19 protein-coding genes and 1 pseudogene are annotated in these 19,548 nt (G+C 71.2%); 15 read left to right on the top strand and 5 right to left on the bottom strand.

Going from position 1 to position 19,548, the window contains the following annotated elements:
* Nucleotides 1–65: 65 nt before the first annotated feature.
* From O6P37_RS21565 to O6P37_RS21580, 4 genes and pseudogenes are all read left to right on the top strand, one after another.
* Nucleotides 66–1,187, top strand: a pseudogene (locus O6P37_RS21565) (LLM class flavin-dependent oxidoreductase); the annotation flags it as partial.
* A 51-nt stretch (nt 1,188–1,238) separates the two neighbouring features.
* Nucleotides 1,239–2,381 (top strand): sulfotransferase family protein, encoded by a 1,143-nt coding sequence (locus O6P37_RS21570; RefSeq protein ID WP_269896084.1) that lies wholly within the window; start codon nt 1,239–1,241, stop codon nt 2,379–2,381.
* Nucleotides 2,382–2,383: 2 nt separating this feature from the next.
* Entirely contained in the window at nt 2,384–3,184 is an 801-nt protein-coding gene (locus tag O6P37_RS21575; protein ID WP_269895999.1) for a sugar phosphate isomerase/epimerase family protein, read from the top strand.
* 5 nt (nt 3,185–3,189) lie between these two features.
* Entirely contained in the window at nt 3,190–4,425 is a 1,236-nt protein-coding gene (locus O6P37_RS21580; RefSeq protein WP_269896000.1) for a DUF1214 domain-containing protein, read from the top strand.
* 3 nt (nt 4,426–4,428) lie between these two features.
* Here O6P37_RS21580 and O6P37_RS21585 read toward each other — a convergent pair whose 3' ends face one another.
* Complete coding sequence (locus tag O6P37_RS21585; RefSeq protein ID WP_269896001.1) at nt 4,429–5,319, bottom strand: SDR family NAD(P)-dependent oxidoreductase; 891 nt, start codon at nt 5,317–5,319, stop codon at nt 4,429–4,431.
* Between the two features lie 186 nt (nt 5,320–5,505).
* Between O6P37_RS21585 and O6P37_RS21590 the strand changes: the two genes are divergently transcribed.
* The 5 genes from O6P37_RS21590 to O6P37_RS21610 are packed head-to-tail and all read left to right on the top strand — an operon-like array spanning nt 5,506 to nt 10,029.
* Nucleotides 5,506–5,949 (top strand): nuclear transport factor 2 family protein, encoded by a 444-nt coding sequence (locus O6P37_RS21590; protein ID WP_269896002.1) that lies wholly within the window; start codon nt 5,506–5,508, stop codon nt 5,947–5,949.
* A gap of 41 nt (nt 5,950–5,990) precedes the next feature.
* Nucleotides 5,991–7,124: a sulfotransferase family protein gene (locus O6P37_RS21595; protein WP_332909810.1), complete on the top strand. Its 1,134-nt coding sequence runs from the start codon at nt 5,991–5,993 to the stop codon at nt 7,122–7,124.
* A complete protein-coding gene (locus O6P37_RS21600; protein ID WP_269896004.1) occupies nt 7,124–8,368 on the top strand; it encodes a hypothetical protein in 1,245 nt (414 codons plus the stop codon). Before O6P37_RS21595 ends, O6P37_RS21600 begins: the two co-directional genes overlap by 1 nt.
* Before the next feature lies 1 nt (nt 8,369).
* The gene (locus O6P37_RS21605; protein ID WP_269896005.1) at nt 8,370–9,215 is read left to right on the top strand and encodes an oxidoreductase; all 846 of its coding nucleotides are present in this window, start codon (nt 8,370–8,372) and stop codon (nt 9,213–9,215) included.
* Nucleotides 9,208–10,029 (top strand): mycofactocin-coupled SDR family oxidoreductase, encoded by an 822-nt coding sequence (locus O6P37_RS21610; RefSeq protein ID WP_269896006.1) that lies wholly within the window; start codon nt 9,208–9,210, stop codon nt 10,027–10,029. The genes O6P37_RS21605 and O6P37_RS21610 overlap by 8 nt, the downstream gene beginning before the upstream one ends.
* Nucleotide 10,030: 1 nt before the next feature.
* Here the strand turns inward: O6P37_RS21610 and O6P37_RS21615 are convergent, their stop codons facing one another.
* Entirely contained in the window at nt 10,031–10,456 is a 426-nt protein-coding gene (locus tag O6P37_RS21615) for a MarR family winged helix-turn-helix transcriptional regulator (RefSeq protein WP_269896007.1), read from the bottom strand.
* 51 nt (nt 10,457–10,507) lie between these two features.
* Between O6P37_RS21615 and O6P37_RS21620 the strand changes: the two genes are divergently transcribed.
* Nucleotides 10,508–11,122 (top strand): TIGR03086 family metal-binding protein, encoded by a 615-nt coding sequence (locus O6P37_RS21620; protein ID WP_269896008.1) that lies wholly within the window; start codon nt 10,508–10,510, stop codon nt 11,120–11,122.
* 60 nt (nt 11,123–11,182) lie between these two features.
* On the opposite strand, the gene O6P37_RS21625 is transcribed toward O6P37_RS21620, so the two are convergent.
* Nucleotides 11,183–12,148 (bottom strand): ferritin-like domain-containing protein, encoded by a 966-nt coding sequence (locus tag O6P37_RS21625; RefSeq protein ID WP_269896009.1) that lies wholly within the window; start codon nt 12,146–12,148, stop codon nt 11,183–11,185.
* A gap of 214 nt (nt 12,149–12,362) precedes the next feature.
* Between O6P37_RS21625 and lipE the strand changes: the two genes are divergently transcribed.
* The gene (lipE, locus tag O6P37_RS21630; protein WP_269896010.1) at nt 12,363–13,631 is read left to right on the top strand and encodes a lipase LipE; all 1,269 of its coding nucleotides are present in this window, start codon (nt 12,363–12,365) and stop codon (nt 13,629–13,631) included.
* Here lipE and O6P37_RS21635 read toward each other — a convergent pair.
* The gene (locus O6P37_RS21635; RefSeq protein WP_269896011.1) at nt 13,628–14,449 is read right to left on the bottom strand and encodes an SDR family oxidoreductase; all 822 of its coding nucleotides are present in this window, start codon (nt 14,447–14,449) and stop codon (nt 13,628–13,630) included. The two genes, lipE and O6P37_RS21635, sit on opposite strands and share 4 nt — an antisense overlap.
* A 67-nt stretch (nt 14,450–14,516) precedes the next feature.
* On the opposite strand from O6P37_RS21635, the gene O6P37_RS21640 reads away from it, so the two are divergent.
* Together O6P37_RS21640 and O6P37_RS21645 are read left to right on the top strand one after the other, a co-directional pair.
* The gene (locus tag O6P37_RS21640; RefSeq protein WP_269896012.1) at nt 14,517–15,098 is read left to right on the top strand and encodes a TetR/AcrR family transcriptional regulator; all 582 of its coding nucleotides are present in this window, start codon (nt 14,517–14,519) and stop codon (nt 15,096–15,098) included.
* A 256-nt stretch (nt 15,099–15,354) separates the two neighbouring features.
* Nucleotides 15,355–15,756 (top strand): heme-binding protein, encoded by a 402-nt coding sequence (locus O6P37_RS21645; RefSeq protein ID WP_269896013.1) that lies wholly within the window; start codon nt 15,355–15,357, stop codon nt 15,754–15,756.
* Nucleotides 15,757–15,830: 74 nt separating this feature from the next.
* Here the strand turns inward: O6P37_RS21645 and O6P37_RS21650 are convergent, their stop codons facing one another.
* Nucleotides 15,831–16,952 carry an FAD-dependent oxidoreductase gene (locus O6P37_RS21650; protein WP_269896014.1) on the bottom strand — a complete coding sequence of 374 codons (1,122 nt, stop codon included), beginning with the start codon at nt 16,950–16,952 and terminating at the stop codon, nt 15,831–15,833.
* Between the two features lie 88 nt (nt 16,953–17,040).
* Between O6P37_RS21650 and O6P37_RS21655 the strand changes: the two genes are divergently transcribed.
* Both O6P37_RS21655 and O6P37_RS21660 read left to right on the top strand, forming a co-directional pair.
* Nucleotides 17,041–18,321, top strand: coding sequence for a GTP cyclohydrolase II (locus O6P37_RS21655; RefSeq protein WP_269896015.1), 1,281 nt, complete (start codon nt 17,041–17,043; stop codon nt 18,319–18,321).
* The gene (locus O6P37_RS21660) at nt 18,318–19,547 is read left to right on the top strand and encodes a URC4/urg3 family protein (RefSeq protein WP_269896016.1); all 1,230 of its coding nucleotides are present in this window, start codon (nt 18,318–18,320) and stop codon (nt 19,545–19,547) included. Before O6P37_RS21655 ends, O6P37_RS21660 begins: the two co-directional genes overlap by 4 nt.
* Nucleotide 19,548 lies beyond the last annotated feature (1 nt).

The raw sequence follows: 19,548 nt of genomic DNA on the forward strand, positions 1-19,548 counted from the left end.
CGGCGAGAGGGGCGGGACTCGTATGCTGTGCGAGTGCTCAACAGCCCCTGTTCAAGCGTGCCGCGATGAAGGTGCAACCGGCCGCGTTCCTGCGCACCACGCTGCCGCTCGGGCTCGACCAGCTCGGCGCGTACGACTCCGGCCGGTACCACTCCATCTGGATCCCCGACCACATGGTCAGCTTCTGGCCGGACGCGATCTGGACACCGGAGTTCACCGACCTGGCGACCGCCTCACCCTCGCCACACCAGAACCTCGACGCCATGGCCGTCGCTGCGGCGGCGGCCGTGCTCACCGAACGCACGCCACTGGCCACCAGCGTCGTCGACACGGTGCGCAGGCATCCCGCGCTGCTCGCCCAGACGGCGCTCACCCTCGATCACCTGTCGAACGGCCGCTTCATCCTCGGCCTCGGATCCGGTGAACTCGAGAACATCGTCCCCTACGGTTTCGACTTCGCCCGGCCCGTCAGCCGTCTCGAGGAGTCGATCCGGGTGATCCGGCTGCTGTGGGACAGCGAGGGCCCGGTCGACTTCCACGGCGAGTTCTACCGCCTCGACCACGCCCGCCTCGACACCGCGCACGTCGACGGCCGCTGCCCGCCGCTGTGGATCGGCGCCGCCGGGCCCCGCATGCTCGAACTCACCGGCAGGCACGCCGACGGCTGGTGGCCGATGGGCGCCTACACCCCGGAGGACTACGCCGCCAAGCTCGCCGCCGTGCGGGCCGCCGCCGACCGCGCCGGCCGCGACCCGATGGCGATCGTGCCCGCGCTGACGCAGATCTGCCTGATCGGCGACGACGACGAGATCGCCGAGATGCTGCGCGCGCCGCTGGTGAAATCGATCCTGCTGCTGCTGACCGCGGCGGACCTCCGGGCCTTCGGGCACCGGCATCCGATGGGCGAGAACTGGCGCGGCGTCCAGGATTTCGACCCGGTGAAGCTGTCCCGGGAGAACATCCTGCGGTTCTGCGACGAGGTGGACACCCAGGCCATCCGCGAGATCTTCCCGTGTGGCACCCCGAGCCAGGTCGCGCGCCGGCTCAAGGAATTCGCCGACGCAGGCATGCGGGTGTTCAAGCTGATGGAGTACGGCGCCATGGCCGGGCTGGCCTACGGCGCCGCATCGGCGGCCAAGGTCAGCGAGACCGAGGACCTGCTGCTGGCGCTGCTCGACGATTCCGCCGCCGCCCCCGCACCGATCACGGTGTCGCGCAACGCACTCGACGCCAAGCAGATGCTCGATGACGCGTGCCGGGACACCGGCCTGACGGACTGGGGCGACGACACCCTGCCCGCCCGTTTCGGCGTGGCGGTGGACCACCTCAACACCGCGGGCCTGGACGACGCCGGACGGCGGCAGGCCGCCGACGTGTGCCGGTGGCTGCTGACGTCCCGGCTGGAATTCTTCGAAGACCGCCGCCGTCACCCGATCGGCGACGAGGTGATCGACCGACCACTGTTCGTCACCGGCGAACCCCGCTCCGGCACAACGCTGATGCACGCGTTGATGTCGGTCGACCCCGACGCCCGCGCGCTGCGGTTCTGGGAGGTGATGTACCCGTCGCCGCCACCGGGGCTCGCCGGCCCCGACGACCCCCGCCGGGCCCGCGCCGACGACGACTGGCGGGAGATCAACGCCAAGCTGCCCAAGTGGCTGCACAGCCATCCGTACAACGACATGCTCGGCGACGGACTGCCCGAGGACGAGCGGACGTGGGCGTTCGACTTCCGGGTGATGACACCGACGGCGTGGTGGCGGGTGCCGATGAAGACGCTCGCGGCCGGCCTGCCGACCGACGCGGGAGCGCAGTACCGCATCCACCGCGCCATGCTGCAGCAGCTGCAGTACGGCAGGCCGCCGAAACAGTGGGTGTGCAAGGGTTTCCACGGGTTCCGGCTGGCGGAGTTCTTCGACGCCTATCCCGACGCCCGGCTGGTCTGGCTGCACCGCGATCCGGTGCAGGTGGCGGCGTCGCGCACGATGATGATGGCCGACATCGCCGACGGGCTCGTCGGCCCGGTCGACCTCGCCGCGGAGGCGAAGTTCCACCTGGAGATGACGCGGGCCAGCATCGCCAACACCATGACCAACCCGCTCGCCGCCGATCCGCGCATCCACCATGTCCGGTACGTGGACTTCGTCGCCGACCCCGTCGCCACCGTCCGCGGCTGCTACGGGTTCGCCGGCCGCGAGCTCACCGCCGGCGCCGAGACGGCGATGCGCGACTATCTGGCCACCAACAAGGGTGACCGGCACGGCAAGTTCCGGTACTCCACCGACGTGCTCACCGACATCGGCGAGGACCTCGACGCGCTGCACGAGGAGTTCCGCCCGTTCCGGGAACGTTTCGGCGTCCCCATCGAAAAGCTTTCCTAGCCGTGCATTCCCGTCTCTGCCTGCATCAGGTGGCGTTCCTGGGTGTGCCGACCGAGGTGTTCGTCGAGCACTGCCGGTCTCTGGAAATCCAGCACATGACACTGGTCAGCCAGGCGTTCCCGCTGCCCGATGAGGCGTGGCGCGCGCTGCGCCGCGGCGGGCCGCGCGTCGCGGCGGTCAACCATGTCTTCGCCGTCCACCCCGACATCGAACGCGACACCGGCGAGGCGGGCCGGCGGCTGCTCGATGCCGTCGACACCGCCGCGGAACTGGGCGCCGAGCGGCTGTACCTGCTCACCGGCGGCCGCGGCGGGCTGACGTGGGAGCAGGCCGCGGACCGGTTCGCCGATCTGCTGGGCCACGGCCGGGAGGCCGCCGAGGCCGCGGGGGTGCGGCTGCTGGTGGAGAACGCCTCGCCGTTCAACGCCGACATCCACATGGCGCACACGCTGTCCGACGCGATCACCCTGGCCGAACGCGCGGGCATCGGCGTGTGCGTCGACCTGCACGCCTGCTGGATGGAGGCCGGCTTGCGCGGGCTCATCGAGCGCGCCGCGCCGCACACCGGCCTGGTCCAGGTCAGCGACTACGTGCTCGGCGACCGCACCGCGCCGTGCCGGGCGGTGCCCGGCGACGGGACGATCGACCTGCCGCGGATTCTCGGCGACGTGCTGGCGACCGGCTACGGCGGCGTCTTCGACATCGAACTGGTGGGGCCGCGCATCGACGCCGAGGGCGCCGCGCCTGCCACCGCGCGTGCAGCACACCACCTGTCCGAACTGTTGACGCGCCTGGGAGCCTGAACAGCGTGGCCTTTCGCGACGGACCCGCCGACGACGCACTCGACGAGGCGTGGCGTGATTTCTGCGACCGGCTGAAAGACGCGGGGGCGCAGGCGTTCAAGGACGCCAACCCCGGCACACCGGTGCAGCGGGCCGACGCCTTCCGCTTCCTCACCCAGAACCTCGGGCAGGCCTTCGACCTGGCGCTGGAGACCCGCGACCCGGCGTATCCGCAGCTGCACCCGTTCTGCACGCCGACCCGCAAGCTCGGCGGCGACGTCGCCGACTTCACCTACCGGCAGGCCTGGATCGACGGCGCGCACACCTACCGGCTCACCGGCACCCGCGGCACCGCGCGGTGGCTGAACATCACCGTGCAGGGGCCGCGGCCGCAGACCATCCCCGGCACCGACTGGCCGTCGCTGCACGAACCCTTCGGCGACCTCCCCGAGGCGAACCTGTTCGGCCACCAGATCCTCACCGACGCCGACGGCCGTTTCGAGGTGTACGTCGGCGGGCCGCAGCGCCCGCACAACTGGCTGCCCACCACCGCGGGCAGCCGGAAGCTGTTCGTGCGGGAGGCTTTCGACACCTGGTACGAGACACCGACGACGCTGACGATCGAACGGGTGGGTATGACCGGGCCGCCTGCGCCGCCGTCGGCCGACCGGATGACCGAGGCGTTCGGCTGGGCCGCCGACTTCCTCACCGGCATGATGCGCGATTGGCCCGAGCATTCGTGGCGGTACTCCGGCGGCGTGTGTGACCCGTTGCAGCTCAACCGCTTTCCGGCGGACAAGTCCGCGGACTCCGACGCCGACGCCAAGCGCGGCCGGGTGGCGGCGCACATGGTGTGGCGGCTGGCGCCCGACGAGGCGCTGATCGTCGAGATGGACGCCCACGACGGATTCTGGGTGTTCGGGATGGGGGGCGTGTTCGGTTCGAGCATGGACTTCCTGCACCGGCCGGTCAGCTACACCCCGGCCCGCACAGCAGTCGACGACGACGGGATGGTGCGGCTGGTGCTGTCGCACGACGATCCGCTGGTGCACAACTGGCTTGACACGCAGGGCTTCTCGGACGGCAACCTGACCTACCGCAACCTGGCGAGCCGGAACGCCGCGGTGTTCCGCACCCGGGTGGTGCCGCGCGCAGGCCTGCTCGACGCGCTGCCGCCCGGCACCGCGATGGTGACGCCGGCGCAGCGCACCGCCCAGTTGCAGGACCGCTACCGCAGCGTCAAGCTGCGCTACGGCATCTGAGGGTCAGACGGGCAGCGTGGTGTTCGTCTCCTGCTCGGCGAACTCGAACACCCGCTTGGCCGCGGCGTAGTCACACGCCAGCGGGCTGCGGCCGACGAGCACGGGGCCGCCCCGGAGGCCGAAGCGGCCGCTCACCCCGACGAAGCTGCCGGGCGGGATGGGTTCGCTGATGCAGTACAGCGTCGGCGCGGCGCCCGCGTCGATGTCGTTGGCCAGCACGTCGGCGACGGCCTTGACCGCCTTGTGCGCCACCGCCATCAACGGCGTGTCGGCCACCTGGGAGATGTTGGAGGCCACCCAGCCCGGATGGGTGAGCTGGGTGACGACGGGCGAGTTCGCCGCCCGCAGCCGGCGGTCCAGTTCAAGGCCCCACATCATCACGGCCAGCTTCGAGCGGGCGTAGGCGCCCATCACGGTCCACTTGCTGGTGCGCAGGTGCATGTCGTCGAGCCGGAGCGTCGCCCGGCGGTGCGCGTCGGAGCCGACGTTGATGATCTGCGACCGGATCCGGTCGTACAGCAGATTGGTCAGCGCGAACGGTCCGAGCAGATTGGTGCCGATCGTGGCCTCGAAGCCGTCGACGGTGTCGGTCCGGGCCTGGGTGAGCGCGCCCGCGTTGTTGATCAGGATGTCGATCTCGCCGTCGAGGTCCGCGCAGAACGCCCGCACCGACGCCTGGTCGGAGAGGTCGACCTTGCGGACCTCGGTGGAGCCGCCGATCTCCGCCGCGCGCTGTGCGCCGAGCTCGGTGTTGCGGACCGCCATGATCACGTGCGCTCCTGCCGCGGCCAGCGCGTGTGCGGTGCCGAGGCCCACGCCGCTGGTGGCTCCGGTGACGACGATCCGTTTGCCGGTCAGGTTGCCGAGTCGGCTCGGCGCCCACGGTGTGGTCACGGTGTGAGGGTAGCCGGGTGCGGGCACCGCACCGGACCGGCCCCGGCCGTTGACACCGGTTTTCACTGCTGGTTAATTGACTAGAGCCAGTAGTACGGCTGGCCATGACGGCCCTCATGGCCGGATTGCGGGGTCGCCCTTGCGCCAGAACGTCGTTCGCGCATCTCTCACGACGGGGCAATCCGCATGACCGACAGCGCACGCGAAATCGAGAACCTGATCTACTCCTATGCCGAGCGGGTCGACGCCGGCGATCTCGGCGCGGTGGCCGACCTGTTCGCGCACGGGCGGATCTGCGGTGTGGAGAACGGCCCGCCGGAGACGGTGTTCGAGGGCACGGCCCGGGTGCGGCAGATGTACGACATGGCGACCCGGCTCTACGAGGACGGCACCCCCAAGACCCATCACCACACCACCAACGTGCGGATCGAGGTCGACGAGTCCGCGGGCAGCGCGTCGGCCAGGTCGTACTACCTCGTCACGCAGGCCACACCCGACCTGCCGCTGCAGGTGATCGTCACCGGGCGCTACCACGACACGTTCCACCGGGTCGACGGGCGCTGGTGGTTCGACTCCCGCACCATGTTCGTCGACCAGGCCGGCGACATGAGTCACCACCTCAAGTGGTGACCGGCACGGCGCAGGCCGCCTCCTTCGACGTCACGGCGGTGATGTCGGCCGCGCAGCAGAAGGAAGGTCTCGAGGACTGGGGGCCGCTGCCGTTCTCCGAGCCACTGGCCGTCCTGCTCGACGACTACGCCGCGGCCGACCTCAACGAGATCGGCCTGCACATCCTGCGTTCGGGCATCGTGCACAGCCTGCGGATGCGGCTGCGCGCCCAGGAGTGGATCCGCAGGCACCCCGAGATCCTCGACGAGGTGATCGCCGCGCCGATCGTGGTGGTCGGCATGATGCGCAGCGGCACCACGCTGATGCAGCGGCTGCTGGCGGCCGATCCGAGCCTGCACTGCGCCTACGGCTGGGAGGTGGTCGAGGTGGCGCCCCGCCTCGACCACGACTGGTCGGGGCCCGACTACAGGATCGCCGTCAGCGAGGCCAGGGAGGCCAGGACGCGCGAGCTCGCGCCGGAGCTGTTCGCCATCCACCCGATGTACGCGCGGGAACCGGAGGAGGAGATCGTCTTCCTGTCCGACGCGTTCCTGTCCCACGTGCCCGAGTCCGGTGCGCACGTGCCGCGGTACCGGTCGTGGATCGACACGCAGGATTTCACGCCCGCGTACGCGTACCTGCACCGCATGCTGCAGTTCCTGCAGTGGCAGAAGCGTCGTGCCGGGATCACTGCGCAGCGCTGGGTGCTGAAGTCGCCTGCCCACCTCGGCTACCTCGACGCTCTGCGTGCGCAGTTCCCCGATCTGCACGTGGTGCACATGCACCGCGACCCCCGGGAGACCGTCGCCTCGGGCGCCAGCCTCAACGCGACATTGCACGCCATGCACGCCGACACGGTGGACCGGCACCGCGTCGGCACGCAGTGGCTGGAGCGGATGGGCTGGACCACCGACCGGGCCATGACCGTGCGCGCGCAGTGGCCCGCCGCACGCGTCACCGACATCGCCTACGCCGACGCGGTCGACGACCCGATCGCAGCGGTCGCCCTGGTGTACGACGCCATCAGCCTGCCCCTGACCGCCGAGGCCGAGGCGGCCATGCGCCGGTGGCTCGTCGACCGGCCGCGCGCGCCGCAGCGTCCGCCGTACTCGCTGCAGGACTACGGGCTCACCGAGGCCCAGATCGACGACCGCTTCGCGGCGTACAACTCCCGCTTCCGACATCCGAGGACCTGATGACCGACCACCCCGTCGCGACCGCGGCGCAGCACGAGCACGAACTGGCCGCCCTCGAGTTGACCGCGCACCCGACCGTGCGGGCCGCCTACAGCTCGGTCGCTGAGAAGTGGCTGTCCCGCGCGAAGCCGTCGTCCGCCATGCGGGAGCGCTTCGACGCCGCGTTCGCCGAGGTGATGTTCTCCGCGGCCGTGTGGTCGTCGAACCAGGACCCGCTGCGGCCCAAGGTCACCTGCATCACCCGGCTGGCGCACCCGCTGGCGGGCCGCACCATCCCCGGAACACGCTGGGGCATCGACAATCCCGACAGCGTGTACCGGGTGATCCCGATCAGCGGCGACGAACGCTACGAGATCCGCGGCCGCGTCGGCGAACACCGGATGACCGAGAACTACTTCACGCTGTGGGACGCGAACATGGGCACCGTCGACGTGCTCAACGGCCGCACCATGGAGGTGGAGTCCGACGGGTCGTTCACCATCACCGTGGACCCCGAACCCGCGAACGGCAGGCCCAACCACGTGCGCTCCACGCCGGAGGCGCACGAGTTCTACATCCGCGACGTGCTGCTCGACTGGGGCCGCGACGACCCGAACCACCTCACCGTCGAGCGCCTCGGCGGGCCGCCCGCGGGGTCGGCCCGCACACTCGACGAACAAGCCGAGGCCACCGCGGCGATGATGGCGCACTTCGCGAACTTCACCGGCAAGCTCAGCCACGGTGTGTACAAGATGCCGGCCAACCACTTCGACCTGGCATGGTCGGCGGACCGGGCCGGCGCCATGCGCAACCAGGTGTACGTGATGGGCCGGTTCGACCTGCGACCCGACGAGGCGTTCGTGGTGGACGTCGACGACGGCGGCGCCGAGTACTTCACCGTGCCATTGAGCAACATCTGGGGCACCACCCTCGAGATCGTGGACCGCACCGGCAGTCTCAACAAGGCGCAGTCGCATCCGGGCGAGGGCGGCGGCTACACCTACGTCATCTCCGCCACCGATCCGGGCACCCGCAACTGGATCGACACCGACGGCCTGAACGAGGGCATCCTGACGCTGCGGATGGCCGAGTTCGGGCCGGACGGCCCGCGCGAGGATCTCGGTGCCCGCGGCCGGGTGGTCAAGCTCGACGATCTGGACGCCGAGGTGCCCGGACTCGATCGGGTGACACCGGAGGAACGCGCCGGGGAACTGGCGGCACGGCGGGCGGCGTATCTGCGGCGCCTTCCGGAAGGGACGGTCTGACGTGGCGCGCTGGCTCATCACCGGATGCTCGACCGGCATCGGACGCGAGATCGCCCGTGTCGCACTGGAGAACGGGCACAGCGTGGTGGTGACGGCGCGGCGCGCCGAGGCCGTCGCGGACTTCGCCGGCACCTTCGGTGACCGCGCCGTGCCGGTCGCTCTGGACGTGACGGACAAGGGCCAGATCGCGGCCGCGGTGGCCGCCGCCGACGACGCGTTCGGCGGAGTCGACGTGCTGGTGAACAACGCCGGCTACGGCTACATGTCCGCCGTGGAGGAGGGTGACGACGCCGAGGTGCGGAAGCTGTTCGACACCAACTACTTCGGCGCCGTCGACATGATCAAGGCGGTGCTGCCGCAGATGCGGGCCCGCCGCGGCGGCCACATCGTCAACATCTCGTCGATGACCGGGCTGGTGGCCAACCCTCCCAACGCGTACTACTCGTCGACCAAGTTCGCTCTCGAGGCGCTCACCGAGGCGCTGGCCGCCGAGGTCAAGCCACTGGGCATCAAGGTGTGCGCCGTCGAGCCGGGCGCCTTCCGCACCGACTGGGCGGCCCGGTCGATGAAGGAGTCCGCCACTCCGGTCGACGATTACGCCGAACACGTCGGCGCACGCAAGACGCTGATCAAACAGTTCGCCAACGACCTGCCCGGCGATCCGCGCAAGGTCGCCGAGGCGGTGCTCATGCTCACCACCCTCGACGACCCTCCGCTGCGGCTGCTGCTCGGCCGCGACGTGCTCAATGCCACCCGCGACAAGCTGGCCGCCATGTCGGCCTCGATCGAGGAGTGGAAGCCAGTCACCAAGGACGTGAACTTCCCCAGCCCGGACAACCATGGCTGAGCAGACGCTCGACGGCCGGGTCGCGCTGGTCACCGGCGCGGCGCGCGGCCTGGGCCGCGCGTACGCGGTCCGGCTCGCGGCGGCCGGCGCAGACGTCATCGCGCTCGACGTCTGCGCGGACTTCGACTCGACCGACTATCCAGGCTCGACACCGGAGGATCTCGCGGCGACGGCCGGCGAGGTGGAGGCGCACGGCAGGCGGATCCTGGCCCGGCAGGCCGACGTTCGGGACGGCGCCGCCGTGCGCGCGGTGGTCGACGAGGGCGTCGCCCTGTTCGGCCGCCTCGACATCGTCATCGCGAACGCCGGCATCATCCGGCTGACCTCCGGCGAGGACCGTGAGCGGATCTTCCGCGACGTCATCGACGTCAACCTGGTGGGGGTGTGGAACACCGTCGAGGCCGCCATCCCCGCGCTGCTCGCCGGTGGCCGCGGCGGCTCGGTGGTGCTGGCCTCCTCGACGGCGGGCATCAAGGCGTCCGGCACCGACCGGCCCGGCCTGCAGGCCTACTCGGCGTCCAAGCGCGCCCTGGTCGCGCTGATGCAGGGCTGGGCGAGTCAGCTCGCGCCGGAGTCGATCCGCGTCAACACCATTCACCCCAGTGGCGTGGCCACCGACATGATCCTCAACGAGACCACGATGGCGCTCTTCGAGTCGGCCGACCCGTGGCTGCTGAGCCAGCAGAACGCGCTGCCCATCCCGCTGCTGCAACCGGCCGATGTGGCCGGCGCGGTGGCCTGGCTGGTGTCCGACGCGGCGGCGTTCATCACCGGCACCGAGTGGAAGCTGGACGCGGGTTTCCTGACGCGCTGATTCACGGGCGGCGCGACAACCGGTCGAGCACCCGGAGGAAGACGCGGCGGTCGGCGTCGGTCAGTTCGCCGAGCAGGCGTTCCTCGCCCTGCTGGATCTCTTGTTGCGCAGCGTCTTTGACGGCGCGGCCGGGCCCGGTGATCGCGAGCAGCCGCGCCCGCCGGTCGGCCGGGTCGGGACGGCGTTCGATGAAGCCCTGCGCCTGGAGTTCGTCGAGGGTCGCGATGATCCGGGTCTTGTCCGCGCCGATGGCCTCGGCGAGGGCCGCCTGGGTGCGTATCGGGGACTCGTCGAGGGCGACCAGCACGCTGTAGCCCCACATGGAAAGGCCGTGCGCCTCGAGCACCGGACGTTCGGCCGCGATGGTGTCACGCACCAGCGGCGCCAGCATCGCCGCCAGGTCGCGCCGCTTCGACCGTCCCGCCACCGCGCGAGTATAGGCATTGCCATATCGTACGCATGCGCATACGATCTGCTTATGCTTACCGATACCGATCTCCGTCCCCTGCACCGCCGCGCCGTGCTCGCCTCCGTCGACGCCGTCACGGCGGTCACCCCCGAACATCTCGATCTGCCCACCCCGTGCGGCGACTGGACGCTGCGCCGGCTGCTCGCCCACATGACGGTCCAGCACCACGGTTTCGCCGCGTCGGCGCGCGGTGGTGCGACGGAGCTCCAGGTGTGGGATCCCGACCGCGTCACCGCCGCCGTCACCGCCGACCCGGTGGGCAGCTACACCGCAGCGGCCGAGGACCTGCTCACCGCGTTCAGCGCCGACGGCGTGCCCGAAGCATCGTTCGCCCTTCCCGAATTCGGGCCCGACGCAGTGTTCCCGGGGTCGGTGGCGATCGCCATGCACTTCGTCGACTACGCGGTGCACGGCTGGGACGTGGCACGCAGCCTCGGCAGGCCGTTCGCACTCGACGACGACGTGGCGGCCGCGGCGTTGTCCGTCGCGCGGATCGTCCCCGACGACGAGACGCGTGCCGCCGCCGGAGCGCCGTTCGGTCGGGCGGTGCAGGCCGGCGACGGCGCCACCGACCTCGACCTGTTGGTCGCCCACCTCGGCCGGTCGCCGCACTGGCCGGCATGACCCAGGCACGAGAAAACCCCGGCGACCGTGGTCGCCGGGGTTCTGCCTCTCGTGTGAGACCTAGCTGTTGATGCCCACGATCTCCTTGGCGATGTCGGCGACGCGCGTCTGCGCGGCGGACACGACACTCTGCCGGTTCTTGTGGGCCTCCTCGTAGTGGATGACCGCCCGGATGTCGGCGGCGTCCTCGAGGTCCTTCACCGCGGCCACGGCCTGGCTGACGTTGAGGTCGTCGTAGTCCGCGATCGGGAGCTCGGACGCGTCCAGCACGCCGGTGGCCGACCGGGCGTTGTGCAGCGCGTCGGCCGTGTCGTCGGCACCTTCCTGGCGGGTGACCCGCTCGGCGGCGTTCAGTGCGGCGTCGCGCGACGCGCTGATCGTCTTGGCGGCGATCTCACCGGCGTTCACGCCCCGGTTGCGCAGGTCGTTGAGCGCCGGCGGCACCGAACGCACGGAGTCCAGCGCACGGTCGATACCGCGGGTGGTCCAGGTCACCGGCACGTTGACCAGCTTGACGGTCGCACCGGTGAACGCCTGGATCGGCGTGCGGCGCAGCGCGGCCGGTCCGCCGAGCGCGTCCTCGGCCAGCACGGTGGTGAGCCAGTCGACGGTCGCCGCATGTGCGGTGATCAGCCGGGTGGCCAGGTTCTCGACGTCCTTGTTGCGGGCCGCGACGGCCAGCGCCTTGGTGTAGCGGGCCCGGTCGAGCAGCTGGTGCTCGAGCGCCAGGTCGCCCAGCAGCGCCTCGTCGAACGGCTGCGCCTGCTCGGTGAGGGCCTTGACGGCGGCCGCGGCACGACCCAGGAACGGGCCGATGACGTCGGGGAAGCCCCCGAGGTCGCGGATGGCCTGCTCGATGGCCTCGGCGCGCTCGCGGCCGTTCGACGCGTTCTCGGTGAGCTCGCGCCGCACGGCGTCGGTACGGGCCTGTGCGACCCGGGTCTCGGCCACCTGGATCTCGGTGGAGGTCAGGTCGAGCAGCGTTCGGAGCTGCGCGAGCAAGGTGGTGGTTTCTGCAGTAGTCATATGGTTCGCCCCTTCGGCGTTGACGGCATTTCTGTCGGCGCCGGTTTGCACCTGTCCTTGGGCTACCCGGTGTTGCGGGGGCGTTAAAACCATCCGCGGTGTTGCATAGGTCACTATTCGTCCCGACACCCGCGTCACCGCTTGTCAGAGGTCGAAAGTTGTTGTACCGGTGCGATGAATTCATCCGCCCGATCGGTGCGGTTAGCCTGTCGACGTGGCCGAACCGCAGCTCGAAGCACCCGCCGACGGCCGGATCCGCGTCCCGGCCGATCTGGACGCCGTCACGACTGCCGGCGCCGAGGACCACTCCGGCATCGACCCGGCGGCCGTCGAGCGGATCTGGGCGGCGGTGCGGTACTGGTACGCCGCCGGGATGCATCCCGCGATCCAGCTGTGCCTGCGTCACAACGGCAAGATCGTGCTGAACCGGGCCATCGGCCACGGCTGGGGCAACGGTCCCGGCGATCCGCCGGATGCCGAGAAGGTGCCCGTCGCCCCGGACACGCCGTTCTGCGCGTACTCCGCCGCCAAGTTCGTCACCACGACGGTGGTGCACATGCTCGTCGAGCAGGGCGTGCTGTCGCTCGACGACCGCGTGTGCGACCACCTGCCGGAGTACACCGGCTACGGCAAGGAACGCACCACGATCCGGCACGTCATGACGCACAGCGCCGGCGTGCCCATCTACACCGGCCCCCGCGTCGACCTCAAGCGCATGGACGACAGCGAGTACACCCGTCAGATGCTCGGCAGCCTGCGGCCGCTGCACCGCCCCGGGCTGGTGCACATCTACCACGGGCTCACATGGGGCCCGTTGATCCGGGAGATCGTCGGCGCGGCCGCCGGACGCAACATCCGCGACATCCTGGCCACCGACATCCTCGAACCACTGGGCTTCCGGTGGACCAACTACGGCGTCGCACCGCAGGACGTCCCGAAAGTCGCGCCGAGCCATGCGACGGGCGTTCCGCTGCCCGCGCCGATGCAGAAGATCTTCCAGCTGGCCACCGGCGGGCCGCTGCACAAGATCATCCCGTTCTCGAACAGCCCGCAATATCTGACCAGCGTGCTGCCGTCGTCCAACACGGTCTCCACCGCCGACGAGCTGTCCCGGTTCGCCGAGCTGCTGCGTCGCGGCGGCGAACTCGACGGTGTGCGGGTGACGGCACCGGAGACCCTCTACGCGGCCACCCGGCCGTGCCGGCGGCTGCGCCCCGACGTCGCGGTGGGGCTGATGCCGCTGCGCTGGGGCACCGGCTACATGCTCGGGTCGAAGCGCTTCGGCCCGTTCGGTCGCAACGCCCCTTCGGCGTTCGGCAACCTCGGCCTGACCAACGTCGCGGTGTGGGCCGACCCGGAGCGCGGACTCGCGGCCGGACTGATCAGCAGCGGTAAGCCCGGGCAGCACAAGGAGGCGAACCGCTACACCGCACTGATGGACCGCATCGCCGAGGAGATCCCGCGCGGCGGCGCGGTCCGCTAGCCGCTTCCGGCCAGCACAGACGCCGTCACACCGCCGTCGACCAGCAGGTCGGTTCCGGTGACGAACGCCGACTCCGGCCCGAGCAGGTACGCCGCGGCGGCCGCGATGTCGTCCGGTGTGCCGGCACGGCCCGTCGCCGATGCCTCGATCATCGCCCGCACGCCCTCGCCGTTGGCGGCGCTCAGTTCCTGCTGTCCCATCGGCGTCGAGATGATGCCGGGGCTCAGGGAGTTGATCCGTGCGCCGCGCCTGCCCCACGCGGCGGCGGCCGCCTGTACCCGGATCATGTTGGCCTGCTTCGCCACTCCGTAGGCGTGGCCGGGGTCGGTGAGCTCTGGCGGCCGGAGGAACGGCAACCGGAGCAGCTCGTCCGCCGGCGTGTGCGCCAGCGCATGAGCCTGTTCGGCAGGCAGCGCGGGGAACAGGCGGCCGGCCATGCTGGCCACCACCACACCGGCGCCACCGGGGGCCACCGTCTCGCCGAAGGCGTCCAGCACGAGGGCCACTCCGAGGAGGTCGACGGCCAGGATCGCCGCGGTGTCGGCCTGAGCCGGGGACAGTCCTGCCGTGTGCGCGATGTGGGTGAGGTCGCCGAGGCCGGTGGCGGCCTCGGCCAGCGCCGTGACCGAGTCGGCGGACGAGACGTCGACGGCGTGGGTCTCGACGTGATGGCCCGCGTCGGCCAGCGCTGCGGCGACGGTGTGCAGCGCGTCGTCGTCGCGATCGGCCAGCAGGACGGTCCGGCCGGGGCCGAGGCGGCGGGCGATCGCCGCACCCATTCCGCCGACCCCGATGACGAGCAGGACATCGCGCCGCATGTCGCCTCCCAACATTACGAGACGATTTGTCTCGTATGTCTGACAGTACCTCCTCTAGGCTCCGGGCATGCCGGAACCCCGCCTCGGCCGGCCGCGGAGCACGGCGGCGCACGGCGCGATACTCGCCGCCACCAGGCAACTCCTGGCCGAGAACGGCTACGCCGAGGTGTCGATGGAGCGGGTCGCCGCGCGGGCCGGCGTGGGGAAGCAGACCGTCTACCGGCGCTGGGCGTCCAAGGCGCCGCTGGTGGCCGAGGCGGTACTGAGCGCCTACCGCAGCGCCTCGACGGCGGACCTGCCGGACTCCGGCGACCTGGCCGCCGACCTGACCTCGTGGTTGAGCGGCTACACCGCCTTCCTCGCCACCCCGGACAACGCGGCACTGGTGCGCGCCCTGGCCGCGGCGGCCGCCGACGACCCGCAGGACGGCGAGACGCTCTACCGCCAGTTGACGGGCCCGCAGCACGAGGCGATCCGCGAGCGCTTCCGCCGTGGCGTGCAGGCCGGGCAGGTACGTGCCGACGCCGACCTCGAGGCGGCCGCCGAGGCCGTCATCGGCGTCACGCTGTACCGCATGCTCACGCCGGGCGATCCCGATCGGCGCTTCGACGGCCTCGTCGACGTCCTCATCGCGGGCATTCGAAGGTAACAATTCGATCACTCCGCACATCACGATCATTTAAGAGCCGGGCGGAGATTCTGAGGAATCCGGCGCGATCTGTGGGTGCGCTTATCGAATTCCGCCGTTATTGAGGCCTATGTCACGCCGTGATCATGTAACGCGCCGAAATACCGTTTCCGCAGGCCCGCGGCTCGGGTTTGGCGCTCCGGACGTTCGGCTACCTTGGTTCGTGGGGGCGGGGGATTCGCATGGAATCAATTCGCAATACGAAGGACAAGTGATCATGAATTCGAGTGGTAACACCATGCGCCGGAGAATTGCCGGCGCGAGCGCAGGCATCCTGTTCGGGGGCCTGGCAGCAGCGACCATCGCAGCGCCGAGCGCCGTCGCGGCGCCCGCACAGTGCAACGCCGACCAGGTGGCCAACACGGTCAGCTCGGTCACCGGCGAGGCGCGCAACTACCTGGCCGCCCACCCGGGCGCCAACCAGGCGGTCACGTCGGCGCTCAGCCAACCGCGCCCGGCGGCCGAGGCCAACCTGCGTGGGTACTTCACCGCGAACTCGCAGGAGTACTACGAACTGCGCGACATCCTCGCGCCGATCGGCGAGACGCAGCGCACCTGCAACGTGGCAGTGCTGTCGCCGGATCTGCAGTCGGCCTACGACCAGTTCATGGCCGGCTGATCCAGCATCAACGCGAAAGACCCGCCGCCGCAGCCCCCGCTGCGGCGGCGGGTTTCTTTCTGCCCGTTGCGCACTCAGAGCGGGTTGTTGTCGCGCACCCCGCCGTAGATCCCGCGTCGCACGATGAGCGGCAGCAGTATCCGGTCCACCGACCAGGCCGGGAACCGGAAGGCCTGCCCGCCGGGCGCGAACACCTGCAGCCCGTCGGCCTGCACGCCAAGCACCGAACCCCAGCGCCGCTTCGGCGCCCGGTACTCCTTCGGTGAGCGGCCCTCGAACTCCGCGATGACGTTGTGCGCCAACAGCTTGTCCGCGCGGTTACGCGCAGACGAGCGCAGCGGGTCGGTCGCCGCGACGTCCCCGACCGCGAACACCCCCGGCCGGTGCGGCACCCGCAGCGTCGGCGTCACGCGGACGAACCCCTGCTCGTCGAGCAGCTCCCCGGGCAGCCATGCGGTGTTCGGCCGCACCCGCCCGATCGCCCACAGCACCGCGTCGGCCGAGGCGGCGGGCTGGCCGCTGCGCCAGTGCACCGGTCCGCTGGTGATCTGGTCGCATGCGAAGCCGTCGGGCACCAGCGCACGGTGGCCGGGGTGTAGCGCGACACCGAACTCCTCGAGCCGCCGCCGGATCCGCCGCCACACGCCGTCGTGGTGATGAGGAAGCGCCCGCTCGCCGGGGAAGTACAGGCCGACCCGTTTGGCCGGCCACGTGGCCGCCACGTTCGCCGCGGTGCTGACGGCGGCCGCTCCCCCACCGATCACCATCACCGTGCCTGCGCCGGCCAGCCGGTCGTGAGCCGCCCGCAGATCCGCCCCGACCGCGCTCGCGTCCTGCACCGTGGACTGCCGCCAGAACCCGTTGTTCACCCCCGTCGAGATGACCAGCGCGTCGTAGGGCTCGTCGTGCACCCCGCCGTCCGCACCGCGCACGGCGACCGTGCGCCCGTCGAGGTCGACGCCGGTGATCTCGCCGTGCACCGTGCGCACCCGGTCCAGGCCGCGCAGCCGGTCGAACGGGATCCAGTAGTCGCGCGCCCAGTCGTGCGGCCGGCTGAGCCGGGTGCCCAGTTCCTGCCCGCTGAGCAGACCGGGTTTGGCCGAGATGCCCACCACGTCGGCCCGGCGCGCCAGCTTGATCGCCGTGAGCACTCCGGTGTCGCCGAGGCCCGCGACGACGACGCGCTTGTGACTCACGCCTGCCAGGCTAGGTGGTGGCGCACGGGTGGCCGCATCCGCCGGCCGTCACTAAGCTGGCGGCTTCCCCACCGGCCGAGGAGCGCACATGCCCGCTGATGCCACAGCAGCGCCGCCGCCTGCCGCGCCGAGGCCCGCCGGGCACATCCGCCTGACCTCCCACAGCGGCGGACTCGGGGCCCCACCGCTGCACTGGGGGGCGGCGACCGCGGCGGAGCGCGGCCCGGTGGTCGGCACCACCATCAGCCGCGGGCACCGCAACGTGATCGGCACGCACAGCGGGTCCTACAGCGTGTACCGCGCACTGGCCGTCGCCGCGGGCGCACTGTCGCGCGATCACCGCGCCGACCTCACCGACACCTCACCCACCGACCGCATCGGCCCGCACCCGCAGTGGGGCGACCCCGCGCGGATCGTCAGCCTCGACCCCTGGGGCGCCACCGTCGGCGAGGTGTTCGCCGCCGAGCTGGCCGCCGGCTACGACATCCGCCCCACCATCGCCGTCACCAAGGCACACGTCGTGCTGCCCGAGGTCGCCGACGCCATCGCCAGGGGCCGGCTGGAACCGGACGGGCGCGTGCTGCTCGCCAACGGCGCCGCGCTCGTCACCAAGGCGGCGATCGAACCGGTGTGGCACCTGCCCGGGGTGGCGCAGCGCTTCGGTTGCAGCGAAACGGATCTGCGCCGCGTGCTGTTCGAGGAGACCGGCGGCATGTATCCCGAACTCGTCACCCGCTCCGACCTCGAGGTCTTCCTGCCGCCGATCGGCGGTCAGACGCTCTACATCTTCGGCAACCCGGGTGATCTCGCCGACCCGGCCGTCGAGTTGACCGCCAGGGTGCACGACGAGTGCAACGGCTCCGACGTGTTCGGCTCCGACATCTGCACCTGTCGCCCCTACCTGACGCACGCCATCGAGGAGTGCGTCCGCGGCGCCCAGCACGGTGGCGTCGGCCTGGTCGCCTACTCCCGCAAGGAGGGCCGCGCGCTGGGCGAGGTGACCAAGTTCCTGGTGTACAACGCGCGCAAGCGCCAGGTCGGCGGCGACACGGCCGACCAGTACTTCGCCCGCACCGAATGCGTTGCGGGCGTGCAGGACATGCGGTTCCAGGAACTGATGCCCGACGTCCTGCACTGGCTGGGTGTCACCAAGATCCACCGCCTGGTGTCGATGAGCAACATGAAGTACGACGCGATCACCGGGTCCGGCATCGAGGTCGGCGAGCGGGTGAACATCCCCGAGGAGCTGATCCCCGCCGACGCGCGGGTGGAGATCGACGCGAAGACGGCCGCCGGCTACTTCACGCCGGGACCGGTCCCCGACGCCGAGGAACTCGCGAAGGCCAAGGGCCGGGGCCTCGAGGCGTGAGCACCGTCGCCACCACACCCGATACCAAGAGGGCCGTCGCGGCGCTGCGCTCGCCCGCCGCCATCCGGGAGCGGGCGCGCCACCTGCTCGACCGGGCCCGTTCCGGCGGGTCGCCGTGGTTCGCGGTGCGTGACGACGCCCTGCCGCACGCCGCGACCGAGGTGGCCGCCGTGACGCGGAAGCGCTTCCCGGACTTGCGGATCCCGTACCACAGCCGCTGGCGGCACTTCGAGGCCGGCGGCGTCGACCGCAGGCAGCGCCTCGAGTCCCGCCTCCCCGGCACGGAGCCGGCCGCGCGCGCCCGCACCATGATCGACCTCACGGTGGTGAGCGTCCTCCTGGACGCCGGAGCCGGACCGGACTGGGAGTTCCACGAGGACGGCCGGACGTTCACCCGCTCCGAGGGGCTGGCCGTCGCCAGCCTGCACGCATTCGAAGCCGGGCTGTTCTCCTCCGACCCCGACGATCCGTACCGGGTCGACGCGGCGGCACTGCGCGCACTGACGACCGACGCGCTGGCCGGCGCGTTCCAGGCCGGGCCGGACAATCCGCTGCTCGGCCTCGACGGCCGCGCGGCACTGCTGCGCCGGCTCGGTGCGGCGCTGGCAGCCCGGCCGGACGTGTTCGGTCCGCAGGGCCGCCCCGGCGGGCTCTTCGACGCGCTCGCGGCCGGCGGGCGGCTCTCGGCCCCGGCGCTGCTGGCGCAGCTGTTGACCACCATGGCGCCGATCTGGCCCGCGGACAACGCGATCGGAGCCGAGCGGCTCGGCGACTGCTGGCGCCACGACGCGGTCCCCGGGCCGGGCCTGACCGCGGGTTGGGTGCCGTTCCACAAGCTGTCACAGTGGCTCACCTATTCGCTGCTCGAGCCGTTCGAGTGGGCAGGGGTACGGGTGGAGGACGTCGGCGCGCTGACCGGGCTGCCCGAGTACCGCAACGGCGGCCTGCTGCTCGACACCGGCGTCCTGCATCTGCGCGACGCGGCGTGGACCACGCGAACGTGGCGGCCCGGCGACGAACTGGTCGTCGAATGGCGTGCGCTGACGGTGGCACTGCTCGACGACCTGGCGCCGCTGGTGCGCGCCGAACTCGGTGCGGGCGCGCAGGATCTGCCGCTGGCGTGCATCCTCGAGGGCGGCACCTGGGCGACCGGCAGGGCGCTGGCGGGCCGGCTGCGCGGGGGGCTGCCACCATTGACGGTCAGCAGCGACGGGACGGTGTTCTGAC

The organism is Mycobacterium hippophais (assembly GCF_027529605.1).
GTDB classification, from domain to species: Bacteria; Actinomycetota; Actinomycetes; order Mycobacteriales; family Mycobacteriaceae; genus Mycobacterium; species Mycobacterium arseniciresistens.

Coding starts and splice junctions, on each gene's coding strand:
- O6P37_RS21570 (WP_269896084.1), top strand. CDS start 1,239: ATGCTCGATGACGCGTGCCGGGACACCGGCCTGACGGACTGGGGCGAC.
- O6P37_RS21590 (WP_269896002.1), top strand. CDS start 5,506: ATGACCGACAGCGCACGCGAAATCGAGAACCTGATCTACTCCTATGCC.
- O6P37_RS21595 (WP_332909810.1), top strand. CDS start 5,991: ATGTCGGCCGCGCAGCAGAAGGAAGGTCTCGAGGACTGGGGGCCGCTG.
- O6P37_RS21600 (WP_269896004.1), top strand. CDS start 7,124: ATGACCGACCACCCCGTCGCGACCGCGGCGCAGCACGAGCACGAACTG.
- O6P37_RS21610 (WP_269896006.1), top strand. CDS start 9,208: ATGGCTGAGCAGACGCTCGACGGCCGGGTCGCGCTGGTCACCGGCGCG.
- O6P37_RS21620 (WP_269896008.1), top strand. CDS start 10,508: ATGCTTACCGATACCGATCTCCGTCCCCTGCACCGCCGCGCCGTGCTC.
- O6P37_RS21625 (WP_269896009.1), bottom strand. CDS start 12,148: ATGACTACTGCAGAAACCACCACCTTGCTCGCGCAGCTCCGAACGCTG.
- O6P37_RS21635 (WP_269896011.1), bottom strand. CDS start 14,449: ATGCGGCGCGATGTCCTGCTCGTCATCGGGGTCGGCGGAATGGGTGCG.
- O6P37_RS21640 (WP_269896012.1), top strand. CDS start 14,517: ATGCCGGAACCCCGCCTCGGCCGGCCGCGGAGCACGGCGGCGCACGGC.
- O6P37_RS21645 (WP_269896013.1), top strand. CDS start 15,355: ATGAATTCGAGTGGTAACACCATGCGCCGGAGAATTGCCGGCGCGAGC.
- O6P37_RS21655 (WP_269896015.1), top strand. CDS start 17,041: ATGCCCGCTGATGCCACAGCAGCGCCGCCGCCTGCCGCGCCGAGGCCC.